At 64.6% G+C, this 16577-nt stretch carries 22 protein-coding genes; 2 read left to right on the top strand and 20 right to left on the bottom strand.

The features are described 5' to 3' along the window. Position 1: 1 nt before the first annotated feature. Genes P9254_RS25125 through P9254_RS25140 form a run of 4 tightly spaced genes read right to left on the bottom strand, consistent with a single transcriptional unit; the run spans position 2 to position 3314 of the window. Entirely contained in the window at positions 2 to 1438 is a 1437-nt protein-coding gene (locus P9254_RS25125) for a baseplate J/gp47 family protein (RefSeq protein WP_127847686.1), read from the bottom strand. A gap of 3 nt (positions 1439 to 1441) precedes the next feature. Further along, complete coding sequence (locus tag P9254_RS25130) at positions 1442 to 1792, bottom strand: hypothetical protein (RefSeq protein ID WP_095825902.1); 351 nt, start codon at positions 1790 to 1792, stop codon at positions 1442 to 1444. After that, entirely contained in the window at positions 1792 to 2454 is a 663-nt protein-coding gene (locus tag P9254_RS25135) for a hypothetical protein (protein ID WP_095825901.1), read from the bottom strand. The genes P9254_RS25130 and P9254_RS25135 overlap by 1 nt, the downstream gene beginning before the upstream one ends. Further along, positions 2451 to 3314: a baseplate hub protein gene (locus P9254_RS25140; protein ID WP_127323422.1), complete on the bottom strand. Its 864-nt coding sequence runs from the start codon at positions 3312 to 3314 to the stop codon at positions 2451 to 2453. The genes P9254_RS25135 and P9254_RS25140 overlap by 4 nt, the downstream gene beginning before the upstream one ends. 35 nt (positions 3315 to 3349) lie before the next feature. Between P9254_RS25140 and P9254_RS25145 the strand changes: the two genes are divergently transcribed. After that, positions 3350 to 3592: a hypothetical protein gene (locus P9254_RS25145; protein WP_127323421.1), complete on the top strand. Its 243-nt coding sequence runs from the start codon at positions 3350 to 3352 to the stop codon at positions 3590 to 3592. On the opposite strand, the gene P9254_RS25150 is transcribed toward P9254_RS25145, so the two are convergent. The 12 genes from P9254_RS25150 to P9254_RS25205 all read right to left on the bottom strand — a co-directional run bounded on the left by P9254_RS25150 (position 3593) and on the right by P9254_RS25205 (position 12509). Beyond that, the gene (locus P9254_RS25150; protein ID WP_127239336.1) at positions 3593 to 3907 is read right to left on the bottom strand and encodes a phage baseplate plug family protein; all 315 of its coding nucleotides are present in this window, start codon (positions 3905 to 3907) and stop codon (positions 3593 to 3595) included. After that, entirely contained in the window at positions 3907 to 4482 is a 576-nt protein-coding gene (locus P9254_RS25155) for a phage baseplate protein (RefSeq protein ID WP_095783052.1), read from the bottom strand. The genes P9254_RS25150 and P9254_RS25155 overlap by 1 nt, the downstream gene beginning before the upstream one ends. Further along, a complete protein-coding gene (locus P9254_RS25160) occupies positions 4482 to 6599 on the bottom strand; it encodes a phage tail tip lysozyme (RefSeq protein ID WP_278055462.1) in 2118 nt (705 codons plus the stop codon). The genes P9254_RS25155 and P9254_RS25160 overlap by 1 nt, the downstream gene beginning before the upstream one ends. Positions 6600 to 6692: 93 nt before the next feature. Further along, on the bottom strand, positions 6693 to 7202 hold the full coding sequence (locus P9254_RS25165) for a hypothetical protein (protein ID WP_210235279.1): 510 nt from the start codon (positions 7200 to 7202) through the stop codon (positions 6693 to 6695). An 8-nt stretch (positions 7203 to 7210) separates the two neighbouring features. Further along, positions 7211 to 7642: a phage tail fiber protein gene (locus P9254_RS25170; protein ID WP_095825894.1), complete on the bottom strand. Its 432-nt coding sequence runs from the start codon at positions 7640 to 7642 to the stop codon at positions 7211 to 7213. 33 nt (positions 7643 to 7675) lie between these two features. Next, positions 7676 to 9634, bottom strand: coding sequence for a DUF3383 family protein (locus P9254_RS25175; RefSeq protein WP_095825893.1), 1959 nt, complete (start codon positions 9632 to 9634; stop codon positions 7676 to 7678). A gap of 25 nt (positions 9635 to 9659) precedes the next feature. Beyond that, positions 9660 to 10391 carry a phage neck terminator protein gene (locus tag P9254_RS25180; protein ID WP_095825892.1) on the bottom strand — a complete coding sequence of 244 codons (732 nt, stop codon included), beginning with the start codon at positions 10389 to 10391 and terminating at the stop codon, positions 9660 to 9662. Continuing rightward, a complete protein-coding gene (locus P9254_RS25185; RefSeq protein ID WP_095825891.1) occupies positions 10391 to 10663 on the bottom strand; it encodes a hypothetical protein in 273 nt (90 codons plus the stop codon). Before P9254_RS25185 ends, P9254_RS25180 begins: the two co-directional genes overlap by 1 nt. 1 nt (position 10664) lies before the next feature. Continuing rightward, positions 10665 to 11057 (bottom strand): hypothetical protein, encoded by a 393-nt coding sequence (locus P9254_RS25190; protein ID WP_095825890.1) that lies wholly within the window; start codon positions 11055 to 11057, stop codon positions 10665 to 10667. 6 nt (positions 11058 to 11063) lie between these two features. Next, positions 11064 to 11645 carry a hypothetical protein gene (locus tag P9254_RS25195; RefSeq protein WP_095825889.1) on the bottom strand — a complete coding sequence of 194 codons (582 nt, stop codon included), beginning with the start codon at positions 11643 to 11645 and terminating at the stop codon, positions 11064 to 11066. A 17-nt stretch (positions 11646 to 11662) separates the two neighbouring features. Continuing rightward, positions 11663 to 12106, bottom strand: a complete 444-nt coding sequence (locus P9254_RS25200; protein ID WP_278055467.1) for a hypothetical protein — start codon at positions 12104 to 12106, stop codon at positions 11663 to 11665. Positions 12107 to 12110: 4 nt separating this feature from the next. Continuing rightward, a complete protein-coding gene (locus P9254_RS25205; protein WP_095825887.1) occupies positions 12111 to 12509 on the bottom strand; it encodes a hypothetical protein in 399 nt (132 codons plus the stop codon). Between the two features lie 77 nt (positions 12510 to 12586). Between P9254_RS25205 and P9254_RS25210 the strand changes: the two genes are divergently transcribed. Beyond that, positions 12587 to 12994, top strand: a complete 408-nt coding sequence (locus tag P9254_RS25210) for a response regulator transcription factor (protein ID WP_278055468.1) — start codon at positions 12587 to 12589, stop codon at positions 12992 to 12994. On the opposite strand, the gene P9254_RS25215 is transcribed toward P9254_RS25210, so the two are convergent. The 4 genes from P9254_RS25215 to P9254_RS25230 form a co-directional block, all read right to left on the bottom strand. Further along, the gene (locus tag P9254_RS25215; RefSeq protein ID WP_278055470.1) at positions 12984 to 13409 is read right to left on the bottom strand and encodes a DUF4054 domain-containing protein; all 426 of its coding nucleotides are present in this window, start codon (positions 13407 to 13409) and stop codon (positions 12984 to 12986) included. The two genes, P9254_RS25210 and P9254_RS25215, sit on opposite strands and share 11 nt — an antisense overlap. 25 nt (positions 13410 to 13434) lie before the next feature. After that, complete coding sequence (locus P9254_RS25220; protein ID WP_095825884.1) at positions 13435 to 14016, bottom strand: hypothetical protein; 582 nt, start codon at positions 14014 to 14016, stop codon at positions 13435 to 13437. Positions 14017 to 14200: 184 nt separating this feature from the next. Then, a complete protein-coding gene (locus P9254_RS25225) occupies positions 14201 to 15928 on the bottom strand; it encodes a SulP family inorganic anion transporter (protein WP_095825938.1) in 1728 nt (575 codons plus the stop codon). Between the two features lie 132 nt (positions 15929 to 16060). Continuing rightward, the gene (locus P9254_RS25230) at positions 16061 to 16330 is read right to left on the bottom strand and encodes a helix-turn-helix domain-containing protein (RefSeq protein ID WP_095825883.1); all 270 of its coding nucleotides are present in this window, start codon (positions 16328 to 16330) and stop codon (positions 16061 to 16063) included. Between the last annotated feature and the right edge of the window lie 247 nt (positions 16331 to 16577).

Consider the following 16577-nt stretch of genomic DNA (forward strand, 5'->3'; position numbering starts at 1 on the left):
ATCAGGTCAGGGTGACGAAGATGTCGTTGGGGGAGATCGTCGGCACCTGGTCGATGTCGACGGCGATGTCGAAGCGATTGGGGATCGCGGCCGTCATGGTCTCGATTGACACGTTCTTGTTGTTCGAGACGACATAGGTACCGGTGCCGCCCGAGCCGGTGCCGAGCGCGGTGATGGTGGTGCCGACGGTCAGCGCGCCGGTGGTGTCGGAAATGATCTGCCCGACCGCCAGCGCCCCCGACGCAACGGCGGAGACCGTCAGTACCGTTCCGGCGATCTGGCCCGTGAAGACGGCGCTGGGGTTGTTGTTCGAGCCTACCTCGATAGAGATGATCTGCGCCCACGAGCCAAGGGCGGCCACGGGCGCGTAGAAGCGGCTCGCAAATAGCGTGGTACCGATCTTCGCGCGCGGGCCACCATCGCCCCCAGAAAAGGCGCTGACGATGGCATTCTGGACTTGCGTCGCGGCATCGGCGGGGACGAGATGCGTGTTGACGATGTTGACCGCGAACAGGATCGCCAACGGATCGGGGATCTCGAAGCTCACCCGATAGGCAGGGTACGGCGGGACATAGCCGGGGCTCTGATCGTAGACCGTGACCGTCGTATTGCCGTTGTATGCGCAGCCGGGCGCTTTGCGCGACCAGATCGCTTGCGCGACATCGTCAGCGTCGCCGCCGACCACCGCGACATAGAGCGAGTTCGGATAGATCGAGACGCCGCCGATGGTCTGGACGTCATTGCTGGCGTTCTCTGTTACGAACGCATCGATGACGTTCGGCACCGCCAGCACCGCGCCCAGGACCGAGGGAAGCGAGCCCTGCGAATTCAACGCGACGGAGGCAGCACGGCGCGCCTCGAAAGCCGACCGGCTCTCGACATTGTTTCCCAGCACGCCGTCATCAGGGTTCGTGATCGAATCCCAGCCGGGGATCGCTCGGTAAATCTGGTCGAGGCTTCCGGCAGGGCATGGGATCGGCCCGACCACCAGGCACTCGAACGGCAGGGTTACAGTGCCGTCGACGCCGATGACGCCATCCTCGGTGCACAGATACTGGTTGCCATCTTCGGCAAGGGCCAGCGAGCCCGTCGGGATGGCGACGCCCGGCAAGCCACTGCAGAGCGCCTGCACGACCGTCGGCTGGGCCGGGTTTCGCTCGATGAAGTAGATTCGCGCGATCGCATCCTGCATCCGGCCGGTCGCATAGGCGGGATCAACCTGGTTGGTGAAATACAGGAACGTCGAGTTGACCTCATCGATTACTGCCGTTTCGCTGCTGGCGAACTGCCCCTGCGGCGTGTTCAGCGCGGGGTTGAGGACGCCGCCGAATGCTTCGTTGATGTCCTCGGTCACGCCGGCGAGCACTTCCGCGGCCGACGGGATCAGGAAGCCCGTGTCCGTCCACTGCGGCGGGGGAACGTTGGTGATGTCGGCCATGTGCTAGAAGCCCGCTGCGGTGATGTTGCCCGCCTCGTCCGTCACCTGCACTTGGCCGGTGACAGCCCGATCGGTCCAGGACTGGATGAAGGTCTGCGCCGAGACGACGCCGGGCACTGTCAGCGCCGCGCGATTGAAGTAAGCCTTCATGAGCGAGACCGGCGGCGCCTTGCCCAGGATCTGGTCGAAGTAGGGAATGCCCTGAGTGGTGTCGTAGTAGAGCTCGCCCGCGAACAGCCTGATCGCGCTCGCCGCGTCCTGCGCCAGCGCATAGGGCTCGTCGGCAACAGCGATGTTGCCGGACGCATCGGCCACCAGGTCCCAGGTGTCGGCGTCAAGAAGAAGCGTTTTCATCAGGTTCCCGGCTCCGGGGGGCCCGACGTCCCGCCACCTGGCTGGACGTTGGTGTGGAGGTGGTTGAGGAGGCTGATGTTCGCGCCGCCCGATCCCGCAATGACGTCGCCCGTCACGAGCAACTGCGCGGTGGTGATGGTGATGGAGCCGGCGGCGAACTCGATGATCTGCCCGTTCTTGTCGAAGAGCTTGATGCCGCCCTCGGTGAACTGGACGGCCTGGTCCTGGTTGGCCGGATTGGCGATGGCCCCCTGATAGATGCCGTCCGACATGTTGCCGCGCCGGAAGCTGCCCGGGTTTGACTGCGCTCCGCCGTTGGCTTTCAGCGCCGAGATGTCGCGGTCCGAGATCGTCATGTGGCCGATGTCGCCGACCTTCGGATCGTTGATGATGCCGTTGGTGCCGCCCTGGTTGCGCATCGTGGCGATGCCGTAGATGACGCCGTGGGGCGTCTGGTTGCCTTGCCCGTCCGTCTGATTGATCAGCGGCATCACATCCACCGTGGGCGGCGCGCCGACGCCGCCACCATGCACCGCGACGACCTTGACGGGGATGCCCGTGCGCGCCTGCGCCAGCTCCTGGCGAATGAGGAAGCGCAGCCGGTTGATCTCGGCGGTGTCGTCAGATGTGGTCTGCTGACCGAAATAGCCTTGGCCGCTCATGCCGGCGCCGAGGCATCAACGGCGATGCATTCGAGGAGCATGAACCACTTTCCGTGGGGCATCATTGCCTCCAACTGATACTCGAGGCGGTTGACCTTCCATGTGCCGTTGGCCGGCGTCAGGTCGCTCTGGATCTGCACCTTGCCCTGATACTTCACCGCCGGATTGTAGAGCGCGCGGACCAGCACGAAGGCCTGCTGGAAGAACGGGTAGCCGACCATGCCGGTGTCTTTCGAAATCAGCACCGTGTCACTGTTTCGCGCTTTGCCGGGCGGCGTGATGACCATCGTGCCGCGATCGATGCCGACGTCGAAGCCGCCGTCGCGCGCGATCGCCAGCATCTGCGTCCACGCCGTGCCCGGATAGTAGGGGTTGGCGAACTTGACCTTGACGCCGGCGTCTTCGAACGCCAGGCCCATCTGCCCCGCGAGAGATTTCATCATCTGCGAGGCGTCGCCGGAGCCCTTGATGCTCAGCGGCGGGATCGGCTGCGCGGCATGGAAGACGCCCGGGAGCGAGCTGATCCGGAAGCACACGTCTGGCATCGCCTGCGCGTCGACATAGGCGTAAACGATGGTGCCGGTCCACACGACGTTCTGGCCGGTCTCGTCATCTCCAGCGAGCACCGAAATGCCGTTCTTGTACATCTGGAGATACTGTGAACCGACGGTGGATAGCTGGTTCATCAGAGCCAGCGGCAGGCCCCAGATCGAAATTTCCGCTTGCCCCGAGCCTTGCCCGGCGTTGACGATGTTGCAGGCGACGCGCAGCCCGAATACCTCCGCGGTGTTGCCGCCGCCTTCAAACTGACCGTTTGCCAGCTCGAACTCGACGGAAATTCGCTTCTGGCTAAACGCCATCTCGATCACCGCCTCACATGAAGAAAGTCACGCCCATGCCGAAAGTCCTTTCCGCCGCGAGCGCCGCCCTTCTGATTTTCACCGTCGCGCCGGCGCTGGGGAAGCCGAACAAGGCCGCGCTCGAAAAGACTTATCTCGACCTGAATGAGCAGTGCCGCGGCGGCTCGGGCGATGATCCCGACACCATCAAGGCGTGCGATCAGCGCGAGGCGGTAGCGGCGCAGCTGAAAGTACTGCACACCTGCTTTGCCGGCGACCGGTTCAAGCGCTGCAAGTGATCAGCCGACGCCCGCCGGGAGCTCGCTCGCCGACACATAGGCGAGGCTGTAGCGCGTGCCGAGCCCGGTATAGTACGGGTCGGTGTCGCCCTGGTTGTCGATGAAGAGCAGATCGCCGGAGAAGCCAAGGTAAAGCGACCGGACGATCCGGTTGAGGTTCTGGCAGATCACGCCGCCGATCACGAGCACGTTGTCGACATAGAGGTCGATAAACAGGCCCGTGTTCTTCTGATAGAGGCTGATCTGCGAGACCTGCCCGTCCAGCGTCACGCCAACCGCCTGGTTCGGCACCGCCTGCAGAGGAATGATGACCATCAGAAGCCCCCGGCTGGCAGGCCAGACGATGTCTTGAATTGCTCGAGCTGCGCGCTGCTCGCCGGCGCGGTCTGCACAGTGCCGCCGTTGACCTGAGAAGCGCCGCTCGGATCCTGGGTGTTCGACATGGCGGCGCTGACGGCCTGCCGCACTTCGATCAGCCAGATATCGACCGAGAGAAGCCCCATCCCCTCATTCGAGCGCCGGCTGTAGTCGTAGTGGGTGATGTTGCAGGAGAGGTAGACAGCCTCCGGCGTCACCACGTCATAGAGGTTGGTGTCGCCGGCGACGGCCGCGATCGACGCCAGCATCGCGGCGCGGTTTGCGGCCGATCCGCCGGCGGTGAAGCGCAGCCGAGCATCATAGGGTATCTGGACCTTGTCGTAGCTCTGGAAGGCCCCCTGTTCGACCGGGAAGTCAGAGATCGACCATTGCTGGCGATACTGCACCTCCACGATGTTGTCGGCGATGATCACCGGCACTCCGCCGAAGTAGATGCCCCATGGCTGCAGGCCGAAGGCGCTCGACAGCAATCCGAAGGCGTCCTGCGTCAGAAGTTCAAGAATGCCGGCCATCACGCCAATCCACTATTTGCCTGCGCGGTGAACAGACGGCGGCTGAGCGCGTCGTTGATGTCGGCCGCAACGCCGTTGGCATCGGTGGCCTGGCTGTGAACTTCGACCTTGCCGATGTGGGCCTCCACCGAGCTGTTCGACGTCGTGGCCGTGTGCGTGCTCGAGATGTTCGACAGCGCCGCCGATGCGGCGCCGGTGTTGATCCCCTTCATGCCCCGGTAGGTCCGGCCGGTATAGGCGTCCATGCCGCTCCAGGCATTGTAGCCCTCGGCGCGCTCGAACATCGATGCACCGGTAGCGCCCTGCGCATCGGTCTTGGCATTGCGCAACATGCTGCCGGCCCGGCTCTCGGGGCCGTTCAGCTCCGACAGGACGAACTGATACTGCGTGTCGGCATCGTTCCAGTCTTTGCCGCGCGCCTTCGCGAAGGCCATGAGGCGCGCCTTTCGCGAGCCCAGCCATTGCGCCACACCAGACGAACCGATGCCGTTGACGGTCGAGGGACCGCCGGCCGCCTCGACATTCATCCAGCGCGAGATGAGGCCGCGCGCGCCGGCATCTGATAGGCCGCCGCCCGTGAGGGTCTGGTAAGCCTGCGATTGCCGTTCGGGCGTCCACCAGCCCCGGGTGCCACCAGAGGCGTGCTGGGGGCCAGTAGGACCGGTGCCGCCCACCATGCCGCCGACAAGGCCGCCGGCCTTGGACGATGCGCTGCCGCCGCCGAACGCAGCGCCGATGCCACTGAGGAGGTTGCTCCAGAAGCCGCCGCCAGAGTTGCTTTGCTCGGCCATCGTGACCGGAACCGGATTGCTCCTCGAGATCGGCTTGCCGTCGACCGCGATCTTGTCGTCGGCATCCTTACCGGGATGGCTTCCCGGCGGCTTGCGCATGTGCGCCATGACCCAATTGCCGATGGTGCCGTGGTCGCCGACATGGGGATCGGCGCGCAGGTGGGACCCACCCCATTTGATTGCGGCTGCACCGGCAAGAAGCATTCCAACGCCCGTTGAAATCGTGCCGAGAAACCCCAGGCCCGCGCGGGCACCGCCTGCCGCGACACCGCCGGCATCTCCCGCAGCGAGCATGCGCATATTGGCAAGAACGCGCAGAAACTTCGCGCCGAGCCACAGGCCGAACAGGATCTCGGTGACATGGACGATGCCGCCGACCCCGTCGACCACCTCTTTCGCGCCCGACGCGAAATTCTGCATGCCGGTCTGGACGGCGTTCCAGTCGATCTTTTCGAGCCAGTCGACGAATTTCTTCACCGCGTCGACGACGCCGGTCTGGATCCAGGCCTGGTTCTTGTCGATCCATGCTGACATCTTTGCCGCCGCATCGACCAGGACCGGGCCGAGCTTGTCATAGATGGCGTTGGCGAGCGCGATGATGTGCTGGAGGAGCTCGGCCCAGCTCGCTTGCAGTTTCTGCGCGGATTCGATGGCATCGTTGCTGGGCGACAGGCTCTTCTGGAGCTTGTCGAGATAGACGTCGATGCCCGCGCCCATCTTGTACATGAGCTGTTCGGTCGCCGGGTCGATGCCCAGCGCCTGCGCGACATTGTGCGCCGCGCCGGCGTCGATCTGGTGCAACCTCTGCAGAGCCGCTGCGACATCGGAAAGGTAGCGATCGAGCCCATGGTTGGGGTCGATCCGCATGCCGGTCCAGGCCTGCAACTGCGAGAATTCGCGCGGCAGCGCCTCGCCGTTCTTGTTGAGGTTGTAGAGCTGCTTGTTGACGCGCTCCAAGGTCGACGCAGTGGCGTCGGCCGAGCCGCCGAAGCGCTCGGCCGCATTCTCCCAGGCCGCGATGCGCTGGGGCGATTCACCGAGACTCGAGGCGAAGCGGCCAAGCGAGGCGTCTGCATTGGTGAGCTTGCGCACAAACTCGCTGAGCGCCTGGCTGCCCGTGATGACGGCGAAAAGTTCGAGCACGCGACGCGTGATCAGGTTGACGGTCTCGGCCGCCTTCTTCGAACTCTCCTCGACATTCTTGCCGCCCTTGCGGAAGGCGTTGACGGTCTTGAGCCAGCTCTCGGACGTCTTCTTCTGCTGATCGGTGAAGTCCTTGGGATCGAGACCGAGCGTGACGATCAGGCTATCAATGACCGTTGGCATTCTCGTCCCTTTTCCTCAGCAGCATCAGGTTGTGGGCATCGACCATCGCCACCTCGAGAAGGTCGTGGACGTCCTCGATCGACAGCCACTCGTCTAGCTCGCGGAGCGAGGTTTTGCCCTTTGAGAGAACCTGACCGATGGCTCGGGTGACGTTGCCGTATTCGAGGAGATGGACACCGGCGACTGTGTCGAGATCGATTTCGACTGGCCGCCGGCTGTAAAAAAACCGACGTGAAGGTTGATCACCTCCTGCCGCAGCTGGATCAGCGTCGCGATCTCCTCGACGTCGCCCTCGATCAGCGGGCGCTGAATGGCGGGATTGCGGGGATCGGGCTTGATGGTGACGCATTCCATCATCTCGTCGAGCAGCGGCTCGGCATCCTCGAAAGCGATCTTGGTGATCGCTCGGATGCCGACGATGGCGATGCCCTGCATGCCCATGCCGGCGAAGTCGTCGGGGAGCTCAACGCCGGAGCGCGTCACGGCGAGCAGCGCGCGCATCGCCCATTTCTCAGCGCGCGTCGCCGGCATTTCGCGGATGTGAAAAGTCTTGCCCTGGTCACGGCCGTCGTCGGCGATGGTGACGTCGATCTCTTTACGCATGGATTACCTCAGTTCGGGACGCTTTGAACGCTCTGCCAGCGGATCGCGAAACGGCGGGGCTGCAGGATCTTGGCCGCCGCCGGCATCGGCGGCAGGCTCACCAGGAAGCCCTTGGTGGAGATGTAGGAGCGGCCGAGCGACGGCAGCGTCGTCGAGCCGTTGGCTGTGTAGACGTCCTTGGCCTGCACCTGCGTCGCCGCCCATGTTTCGAAGAAGGCGATCGACGGGGAATCGGCCTGCAACACGAACGTCTGGTTGATCGGGTTGTAGACGAAGCCACCCGACAGGATGCCGTCGACGCCCATGGCGGTCTCCACCTGGTCGACACTGTCCATGTCGTAGATATTGTCGGTGGCGAAGCCCTGCAGTTGAACCGGCGTCGAAAAGAGGTTCGGCACGGCAAGGGTGATGACCGCGTTCGCGGCGGTTAGGGTCGACATGGTCTGGCTCCTGACGGGTGGGGTGGTTGCCGCTTACTGGACGAGGGTCGAGGTCAGCTCGATCTGCTGGACGGACTCGCCGTCCATGTACCAGAAGTTGATCGGCGGGCTCTGGCGGGCCTGGCGCACCTGCGGAGTGGCGTCCTTGACCTGGAGGTACCAGCCTTGCAGCTGGAGGGTGTCGCTCGCCTTCACGCCGGCGGCCGAGTTGATCTGCGCGATCTGGAGCGCCGATAGCGTCACGCCGGCGCGGATCGCGCCGAAATTCAGCGCCTGGTTGATCGGGTCGAGGCAGGCCGCCTTGATCAGCTCATAGCCGGCCGCGTTATACGGAACCGAGTTGATGTTCTGGAGCAGCTCCATGAGGGAGAGCTGGAGCTGGTTGTTCAGCCAAATCTGGTTGATGTAGCTGTCCAGCCATTCGAACTCGCCCGACACCGTGCCGTTCTGGAACTCCAGGAACTGCTGCGCGGCCGTCGCGTAGGCGCCGTAGAAGTTATAGCCGTTGGCGATGAGGTTGCTCGCCACAGTCGCGGTGGTGACGCCTGCCACCAGGCCATCCTGCCCCCGGAATGCGAAGGTGATGCGGCCGTTGGTCTGCTGGAAGTCGATCGAGGCCGCCGCGCCGCAGATGAAGGCCGCGATCTGCGCGGGCGTCGTGATGCCGCCGGCGGGATGGTAGATGGCGCAGGTGCCGTCGAGATTGGCGCTCGAGATGATGTTGCCGAAGCTCGACGTCGCATCGTTGCCTTCGGTGGGCGTGATGTCCGTGTCCCAGGCGATGTAGGCATAGCGCTTGTTGGTGTTGTTGACCCATTCGGCAAAGGCCTGCTTCTGCGCACTGCCCGAGCCGCCATCGGGGTCGAAGATCGTCATGAACGTCGCCCAATTCTGGGTGAGCTGGGTGATCGCAGCCATAAAGGCGGCTGGCGTCGTTCCATCGGCGCCCTGAGAGAGCGTCGCGCCGGTCGCCTGGGTCAGGAAGAGGCCAGCCGCGACCGAGCCGGTGGCGAAGGCGGCGGACGACGCCGCACCGACAACGGCCGAGGTGATGACGAAGCCGCCGGAGACGGAGTCATAGGTGACGTCCAGCGGCGTGGCCGACGCCGTGATAGCGCCGCTCGCCACCGTCTGGGTCTCGTCGACGAAGTATGTGCCGGTGAGGCCCTCGCCGCTGCCAAGCTGCACGATGCGCGTGCCAGCCGTCACCCCTGCACCGGCAAGCGTCTGGCCGACCGCCAAGGTGCCGCTTGCGAGCGCAGTGACCGTGAGGGTGCCATAGGTTGCCGAGACGGCGGTGCTGGCGACCACCTGCTCGATCGACACGGCATATTCGCCGATGCCGCCGGGCGTTCCCGACAGCTGGTCGGTGATCTGCGTGCCGGCCGACACGCCAGCGCCGGAGAGCGCCGCCCCTGCGACCAGAACGCCCGACGTCACGCCGGTCACATACATGACATTGCCGGCGATGGAAGCGGTCACGGCTGCCGTTGCAGGGGCGATGGTGCCCGTCAAGGTGGCCGATTGCGGAGGAGCGGAGTTCAGGTCGGTCTGGATCAGCGCCGCGGCGGCCGAGAAGCTGTTTGCGCTCGACAGATCGATCGCGTTCGCGGTGCGCACATATCCGTCGACGTTGACGCTGAGCGTGCCGCTCAAAGCCTGGAGCTGCGCCAGCGAGAGCTGGTCGGCCTTGCCGCCTTGCAGATAGGCCGGGACCGACGCGGACGCATACTGCGCGAACAGGATCGTAGCAGGCTTCTGAGTCGAGTTGTTGAAGCCGTTGAAATAGACCGCCGCGATCTCGGCCTCTTCCGAGGACGGGCCGAAGAAGTTCGACACCGACACACCGTCGTTCGGAAACGAGAGCACCTGCCCAATCGGGACGCGGGTGTTTTGGGTCAGCACGAGGCCGTTCATCACGAGCGCGTTGCCGCCCGCGTTGAGAACGTTCGGAACGACGTTCACAAGCTGCGAGGCCGGGATGGTCGTCATGGACCAGGTCCTTTCTGTTTGAGGGTCAGGCCGGGAAAGTCGTTTCGACGTTGGCGACGTCGATCACGGCTTGGTCGGCGAATTGCTGTGGCAGGCCAATTGCCTGGTTGGCCTGCAGGTGCACGTCGACGACGTAGCGGGTCTCGTATTGCTGCTCGCCGTTGAAGAACGGGACCTGCTTGGGATCGTCAGCATAGAGCGGCGCGCCATCCATACCGGCATCCGCGAAATACCGAGTCGCCCGCTCATCGCGGATCAGGGTGGCGATCGTCTGCGCCATGTCGGACGCGCTGCCATCGGACGCGCTGTGCACGTCAAGCTGGATGACGACGTCGGTGGGTTGCACGATGGTCTCGGCACCGCTCGACAGGATCTGCGCTGGCACGGTCTGCGCCGGCGTGATGGTATAGGTTCCGACGCCGCTCGGCATACCGCCGGTCTGCTCGCTGATCACCGTGCCTGCTGTCACCGGCGTTCCGAAGACGCTCGCCCCTACCAGGAGCGCGCCGAAGGAGACCTGAGTGACCGTCATCACCGCATCGGCGATGGAGGCCTCAAAGGCGCAGTCCTGATAGGTGTCGACGTTGGTCGAGAGGCGACCGCGGCGGCTCACCGTCATGGTGACGAAATCGCCAGCCGGCTCCGGGACGCGGTTGTCTTGCGCCGAGATCACTTCGACGCCGGCGGGCAGGTATTGCAGCAGAAAGCCGCGCAGGACCGTCTGGATGCCAGACTGGCTGGGGACCGGGCCGCTCATCAGACGCTGGTGCCGATCCCGCGCACCGTGGCCTCGCCGGCACCGACCGGCTGGCACCAGACCTGGTCGCCGGCGGCGAGCGGGAACGGAACGAAGCTCTGGGAGAGCAGGACGCCGTTCGAGGCACCCTCCGCAGGCTGGCTGTCGGCGATCGCTGCCAGCACGCCGCCTATGCTTGTCACCTGCAACAGAGCTGATGAATAGTTGGCCCCGTCGGCGACCTTAGTCCACTGGCCGGCGGGGCATGGCACCATGAAGGTTCCGTTCGCCATATCAGGCTCCATCCATTTGCAGGGTCACGGCGCACTTGCACCAGTCGGGCCACGACTCGAGCACGAGTGCTACGAGCCAGGTGTCGCCTTCCGGGAAAGTGCCGGCGGGGAAGACAAAGAGATCGCCGCCGACTTGCAGCTCTCGCACCACGCCGAGGGCCGAACCGTTGAGGTAGACGGCGCGGCGCACGCCCTGAATGTTGAGCCCGTCGAGCAGCTGCAGATCGTTGTAGGTAAGCGACTGCGCCTGCAGAGAGACGCTGGGCACGTCGACAAAGCTCGGGGTGCGCGTGCCGTCGGCCGCCGTGGTGTAGCCGCTGGACCGTTTCAGCCTGGCGGTCACGAACGGGTTCACCGTCCCGATCGCCGCCGAGACGATCCCGTGCAGGTTCATGGTCGATCAGCCGACGCGGTAGACCGTGAAGGTGCCGGCGCCCGTGTTGCGGAAACGCAAGATGCCGCTCGACGGGATCGTGGGGCTGCTGTGCGCCGGGAAGTCCATCGACCCGATCAGCGTCATGCCGTCGTTGGTGGTGATGGTCGCATCCTCGGCATCGACGATGGAGGTGTTGATCACCGAGACATCGAAGGAGTCGTTGAACGGGAAGTCGGCCGGCAGCGCCGCTTGGAGGGCGGCACCGGTCGGGAGCTGCTGCAGGGAGGCCGCGCCGCCACCCTGGTCGATGGTGATGATGCGGGCGAGCAAATCGGCGGGCGTGAGCGTGCCGGAGACGGTGTGCGCCGCCGGATCGCCCTGCGTGCTGCCGACCTGCGCCGTGGCGGTCCAGATGGCAGCGCCAGGGGTCGCGTCGACGCAGACAAAGGCAGTGTCGGTCGCGGTGTTCACCCAGGCCGAGCCGACCTGATAACCCTCGCTCGAGTCGTCGGTGGCGGCCGGATCGGTCACGGCCGAGAAATTGTTCTTGAATGCCAGGTCGGCAGGAATGTCGCCGAGGTTGCTCGAGAAAAGGATGGCCCTCATCGTAGTGGTCTCCGGGTTCAGGATTTCTTGACGGCATAGTCGACCGACGCCAGCATGTGGCCGGTGTCGACGAGCTGCTTGTCGTTGCCCTTGCGGGCGATGGTGGCGGGCTGCAGCGGCGGGCCGTCATAGGCGGTGATCGCCGCCTGCAACTGGCCCTTGATGGCCTCGCCCGTCTGGCCCAGCGTCTTTTCGGCGTCGTAGCCGTTCGCGACCAGGAGATTGCCCACGGCGTCGGGCCATTCGGGGCTCTTGTCGTCGATCATGCCCCGGAAGCACGGGCGGGGTGGCGTGTCGCGGGTGCCAAATTCATTCAGCGCCGCAACCAGCGGGACGGAAGTGCCGTCGGGATAGGTCGCGCCCTCCAGGAAGCCGACGTCGACCGAAACGGCATTCTGGAGGTTCTTCGCGATCTCGGCCAGCTTCGCGGCGAGCTTGTCGCCGCCGGAGAGCTTCACCATCGCTTTACGCGCTGGGTGCGCTCTGGTCGCCGGGCTGATCGGCGGTTTTCGCCTTTGCCTTGGCCTTCGCGTCAACCGCGGAATCGGCGGGGCCGGTAGCTCCGGTGGCACCAGTTGCGGCGACGTCGGCCGCGGCGCCGGTCGCTCCGCTGTCGACGGCCGCGCCGGTGGCGCCAGTGGCACCAGTGGCACCGATTGTCTCGGTCGCGCCAGTCGCGCCCGTCGCGCCGGTCGCCCCTGCCGCACCATCTGCGGCCGCCGTGGAGGTGGCGGGCGTCTCCGGCGCATCCACAAGCGGTGCCGGGGAAGCGAGGCGCAGGCTGCGCTCAAGGGTCTGGATGCGATCTTCCGCATGCTTGCGGAAGACGCGGAACTCGCGCAACAACTGAGCAAGAATGTCCATGAGAATGGTCCTTTCACTTATATCGCTGGAACTAAAGCACTCGTTGCGGGTTAGCGGTGACCTCGGGGACGCCTCACATGAGCAACGGCGCTGTTCTGGTCGTTGAAGACGAGACAATGATCTTGCTCGATCTTGAAACAGGGCTGGAGGAAGCGGGCTTCGAGGTGGTCGGCGTTGGCAGCGCATCTGCCGCTATCGCGGCATTTGACGAAGCGCCGGACGCATTCAAAGCGCTAGTTTCTGACGTACGTCTTGGCCCCGGTCCCTCCGGTTGGGAGGTCGCTCGCCATGTACGTCAGGTTAATTCCACGATCCCGGTTGTTTATGTCAGCGGCGATAGCGCCAGCCAGTGGGGCGCCGAAGGCGTTCCGAACAGCATCATGATCACCAAACCGTTCTTCATGCCGCAGATCATCACGGCGATATCCACGTTGATGAATGAACAGCTCCCAACCGACACACCCACGCAACCCGCTAGCGTTTAGGCCAGGGGTTGTAGGCGCGTCGCGGTCCGGGCATGTAGCGCATGGTCCGGTAGGCGGCAGTGGCCTGCCAATAGGCCGCGCCGAACGCGGTTTGCATGAACCAGGCGTTGTTAGGCGTAACGGGGAAGTCGGCCTGCACCGACACGCTGCCCTCGGCAGCATTCGAGACGCGTCCCACGATCCCGGCCGGCGCCTGACCGTTGGCGCCGTACATGAGCTGGCAGATGTGGGCGACCATGAGGTTGAGGAGCGTGGTCTGCGTCTCGGTCTTGGTGACGGGGCCGCCGCCGTCATTGCGGCAGTAGAGCGTCGCAACCGGGAGCGCGCCCTGCAAAACCTGCGGCTGGCTGAGCGTTGCGAACTGAGGGTAGATCGCGATGAAGTTCGCGAAGCTGAACTCGACGATAACGCCCACGGCGAACCTCCCTGGGGGTTGCGTGTCAGGCCGCGGCATCCGCCTTGTAGGCCTGGATGCCACGCGGCAGGTTGTGGGGATCGATCGGCTCGAGTCCCGACTTCTGCGCCTCATGCTCCTTGATGAAGCCCTCGACCATGTCAGTCTCGGTATGGGCCCAGACGAGGTTGTTCCTGACCGCGTCGAGGTCCTTGTTCTGCTCGAGCCACTTCTTGAAGAAATCAGCATCGACGCCATAGGTCAGGGCGTAGTCGCTGTCCTGGGCCATCGGGGCGGGCTCCTTGCGGCGGTCGAAGCGGCGCAGGTAGCCTTTCAGGACAACGGGCTCGCCGATGACCTGGGCGCGTTTCACCTTCCGAAAGCTGCCGCCGGCGGTCGGTTCGTTCTGCTCGACCATCTCGTGAAGGCGCAGAACGAGGCCATGCGGAAGCTTGCAGGCAACAGTGACAGTCGTGGACATTGATTTACTCCGGTTGGTGGAAAAACGGTGGCCGTCGCCGATGGCGTCAGTGGAGCGGATGCTGGGAATCGAACGCAGCTCACAGCCGTGGGCGGCCGTTTTGCTCAGAGCATCCGCGAAGATGATGGTGCCCCTCGCCGAATCCAATCGCCGATTGCCGGAGAGTTCGGTCTGGGTGATAATCGGGCGCTGTTTGTGCCTCGGGCATAGAAGAGTCGGGACGGCTCGACTGCTCGCTACCCACCTCAGTCCCGTTTAGTCAGAGCCCCGAACTCGTACGCCAAAGCCTTCCGTCCCCTGCTGCCTGATCGCCGCGCGCGCCAATCCGAAGCTAGCCGAGCCGCGTCTCCGCTTTTTCGTCCAGCTGCGCCCGCGCGTCACGGATCGAGGCGGCATAGGTCACCAGCGGCCGCTTGACGCCATGGCTTATCAGTGTGCGCCTCACCTGCGACGAGGCGCCCGCGATGATGAAGCGTCCTCCGGCCCGCCCTGCCTTGTGCACGGTGCTTTCAATCACGTTTGCCGCGGTCGAATCGAGAAAAGGCACTGCCGAGCAGTCGAGTATGAAGTTCTTGCTCTGGTCCGCGATGCGGTCGAGCACCGTGGCGACCGTTGCCGCCGCGCCGAAGAAGAAAGCACCGGATATGCGATAGATGACGGTGTCGGGATCCGTGGCTGAGCCAAGATCGTAGGCGAGGCGGCCGCCGTTCTCATCATCGGCGCGGTCGTCCGTCACCGGCGGGACATGCGCTTCTACCTCGACCGAACGTGCCATCCTACCGATGAACAGCAAGGCGCCCAGCGCAAAACCGATCACGATGCCGGTGGTGAGGTCGCGGAAGATGACAAGTCCGAAGGTTACCAGCAGCACCAGGGCATCGCCCCAGGACGATCGGATCAGCGCCAAGAAGGCGGGCTTCTCCACCATGTTCCAGGCCACGGTGGCCAGCACCCCGGCGAGCGCCGCCAGCGGGATGTAGCTGGCAAGCGGGGCAGCCACCACCATGAACAGCAGCAGAAAGGCGGAATGGAATATCCCCGACAACGGTCCATGCGCGCCGGCGCGGATGTTGGTCGCCGTGCGCGCGATCAGTCCGGTCACGCAGATCCCGCCGAACAGCGCCGAGCCGATATTGGCGATGCCCTGCGCCACCAGTTCGCAGTTGGAGCGGTGCCGTCGGCCGGTCATGCCGTCCGCGACCACGGCCGACAGCAGCGATTCGATTGCTCCGAGCAGGGCAAAGGAAATTGCGTCGGGTATTGCGGAGACGAGCTTATGCGCGTCGAAGGCCGGCAGAGTCGGGTCGGGCAAGATCCGCGGAATGCCGCCGAACTGGGTGCCGATCGTTTCGACGGGAAGGCCGAGAAGCGTCGTGGCGAGCGAGGCCGCCGCCACCGCGACCAGGAGGCCGGGCCATGAAGGCCGCCAGCGCTTCATGCCCACGATGATCCCTATCGTCAGCGTGGCGACGGCAATGGCCGCTGGATTTACCGTTCCGGCCGCCCTGCCAAGTGCGATAAGCCTGGGCAACAGGTCGCCGGGCTCCTTCCCCGGCAGAGTGAGGCCGAACAGGTCATGCAACTGGCTGGACAGAATGATCACGGCAATGCCCGCGGTGAAACCAACGGTCACCGGATAGGGAATGAATTTCACATAGGCGCCGAGCCTCAGATAACCGGCCGCGAGCAGGAAGGCGCCGGCCATGAGCATTGCCAGGATCAGTCCGTCAACGCCGTGCTGATCGACAGCGGAGGCCACGACCACGATGAAGGCGCCGGCCGGCCCGCCGATCTGGAACCTGCTGCCGCCAAGCGCGCCGACGATGGAACCGCCGATGATCGCCGTAAACAGTCCGCGCTCGGGCTCCACATGCGAGGCGATCGCGATCGCCATCGACAGCGGCAGCGCCACGATGGCGACTGTCAGGCCGGCGATCACATCCGCCCTCAGCTGCTTGAGGTGGTAGCCCTCGCGCAGCACCGTCACCAGCTTTGGTGTGAACAGCTCGGCGAATGTCGGCCGTGCTTGATGGTGAATTGCAGGCCGAGCCTGATCCATGACCATATTCCGCTCCAAAGGGCGGCGGGATCGTCGGCTGCATGTCGGCGGTCGCCGTCGCGATAACTGTTGCGACCCCGCATTGCGCTGCCCGAAACCGGCAAGGGTTTCCGGGGCGGATGCGGTTGCGGCTCAGCCTTGCGGGTTCTGCGCCACGGTGGCCTTGAGGCGTACGCCCCTGCCGCCGCGCTCGCTGGTCTGGTTCTCGCCGATCAGTTCCACGCCAACCTCGTCAAGGGCCTGGATGACCTTCATCAACGTGTCGACAACGCCTCGCACGACACCCTCGCTCGCCTCCATGCGCTGTATCGTCGGAAGCGAAACTCCGGCGCGCTCGGCAAGAGTTCGCTGGTCGATACCGGCCAACGCCCTCGCGGCGCGCATCTGCGCAGCAGTGATCATCGGCCAGAACCTTTGTCTGAGTCTGCGGTATCAATGGATAATACAAATATCATGATGCTTCAAGCCTCATTCATTTTGGATGAGACATTGGCCACTCGCTGTCCGTAAACTGCCTTGCGCCGCTGCAGCAGCCGAGCCTCAAGCCAGCACAGCGCAGGCAAAACCCCCGCGGCAGCCGGCAAGCAGGCAGGACAAGCTGCGGAGCCGGCAGCGGCTTTGATCCCAAGGAAACATCGGACCAGATGAT

It is taken from the genome of Mesorhizobium sp. WSM4983, assembly GCF_029625765.1.
Lineage (GTDB): Bacteria > Pseudomonadota > Alphaproteobacteria > Rhizobiales > Rhizobiaceae > Mesorhizobium.

Excerpts from the sequence above, each read along its gene's own strand:
- P9254_RS25125 (WP_127847686.1), bottom strand. The coding sequence starts at position 1,438 with ATGGCCGACATCACCAACGTTCCCCCGCCGCAGTGGACGGACACGGGC.
- P9254_RS25130 (WP_095825902.1), bottom strand. The coding sequence starts at position 1,792 with ATGAAAACGCTTCTTCTTGACGCCGACACCTGGGACCTGGTGGCCGAT.
- P9254_RS25135 (WP_095825901.1), bottom strand. The coding sequence starts at position 2,454 with ATGAGCGGCCAAGGCTATTTCGGTCAGCAGACCACATCTGACGACACC.
- P9254_RS25140 (WP_127323422.1), bottom strand. The coding sequence starts at position 3,314 with ATGGCGTTTAGCCAGAAGCGAATTTCCGTCGAGTTCGAGCTGGCAAAC.
- P9254_RS25145 (WP_127323421.1), top strand. The coding sequence starts at position 3,350 with ATGCCGAAAGTCCTTTCCGCCGCGAGCGCCGCCCTTCTGATTTTCACC.
- P9254_RS25150 (WP_127239336.1), bottom strand. The coding sequence starts at position 3,907 with ATGGTCATCATTCCTCTGCAGGCGGTGCCGAACCAGGCGGTTGGCGTG.
- P9254_RS25155 (WP_095783052.1), bottom strand. The coding sequence starts at position 4,482 with ATGGCCGGCATTCTTGAACTTCTGACGCAGGACGCCTTCGGATTGCTG.
- P9254_RS25160 (WP_278055462.1), bottom strand. The coding sequence starts at position 6,599 with ATGCCAACGGTCATTGATAGCCTGATCGTCACGCTCGGTCTCGATCCC.
- P9254_RS25165 (WP_210235279.1), bottom strand. The coding sequence starts at position 7,202 with ATGCGTAAAGAGATCGACGTCACCATCGCCGACGACGGCCGTGACCAG.
- P9254_RS25170 (WP_095825894.1), bottom strand. The coding sequence starts at position 7,642 with ATGTCGACCCTAACCGCCGCGAACGCGGTCATCACCCTTGCCGTGCCG.
- P9254_RS25175 (WP_095825893.1), bottom strand. The coding sequence starts at position 9,634 with ATGACGACCATCCCGGCCTCGCAGCTTGTGAACGTCGTTCCGAACGTT.
- P9254_RS25180 (WP_095825892.1), bottom strand. The coding sequence starts at position 10,391 with ATGAGCGGCCCGGTCCCCAGCCAGTCTGGCATCCAGACGGTCCTGCGC.
- P9254_RS25185 (WP_095825891.1), bottom strand. The coding sequence starts at position 10,663 with ATGGCGAACGGAACCTTCATGGTGCCATGCCCCGCCGGCCAGTGGACT.
- P9254_RS25190 (WP_095825890.1), bottom strand. The coding sequence starts at position 11,057 with ATGAACCTGCACGGGATCGTCTCGGCGGCGATCGGGACGGTGAACCCG.
- P9254_RS25195 (WP_095825889.1), bottom strand. The coding sequence starts at position 11,645 with ATGAGGGCCATCCTTTTCTCGAGCAACCTCGGCGACATTCCTGCCGAC.
- P9254_RS25200 (WP_278055467.1), bottom strand. The coding sequence starts at position 12,106 with ATGGTGAAGCTCTCCGGCGGCGACAAGCTCGCCGCGAAGCTGGCCGAG.
- P9254_RS25205 (WP_095825887.1), bottom strand. The coding sequence starts at position 12,509 with ATGGACATTCTTGCTCAGTTGTTGCGCGAGTTCCGCGTCTTCCGCAAG.
- P9254_RS25210 (WP_278055468.1), top strand. The coding sequence starts at position 12,587 with ATGAGCAACGGCGCTGTTCTGGTCGTTGAAGACGAGACAATGATCTTG.
- P9254_RS25225 (WP_095825938.1), bottom strand. The coding sequence starts at position 15,928 with ATGGATCAGGCTCGGCCTGCAATTCACCATCAAGCACGGCCGACATTC.
- P9254_RS25230 (WP_095825883.1), bottom strand. The coding sequence starts at position 16,330 with ATGATCACTGCTGCGCAGATGCGCGCCGCGAGGGCGTTGGCCGGTATC.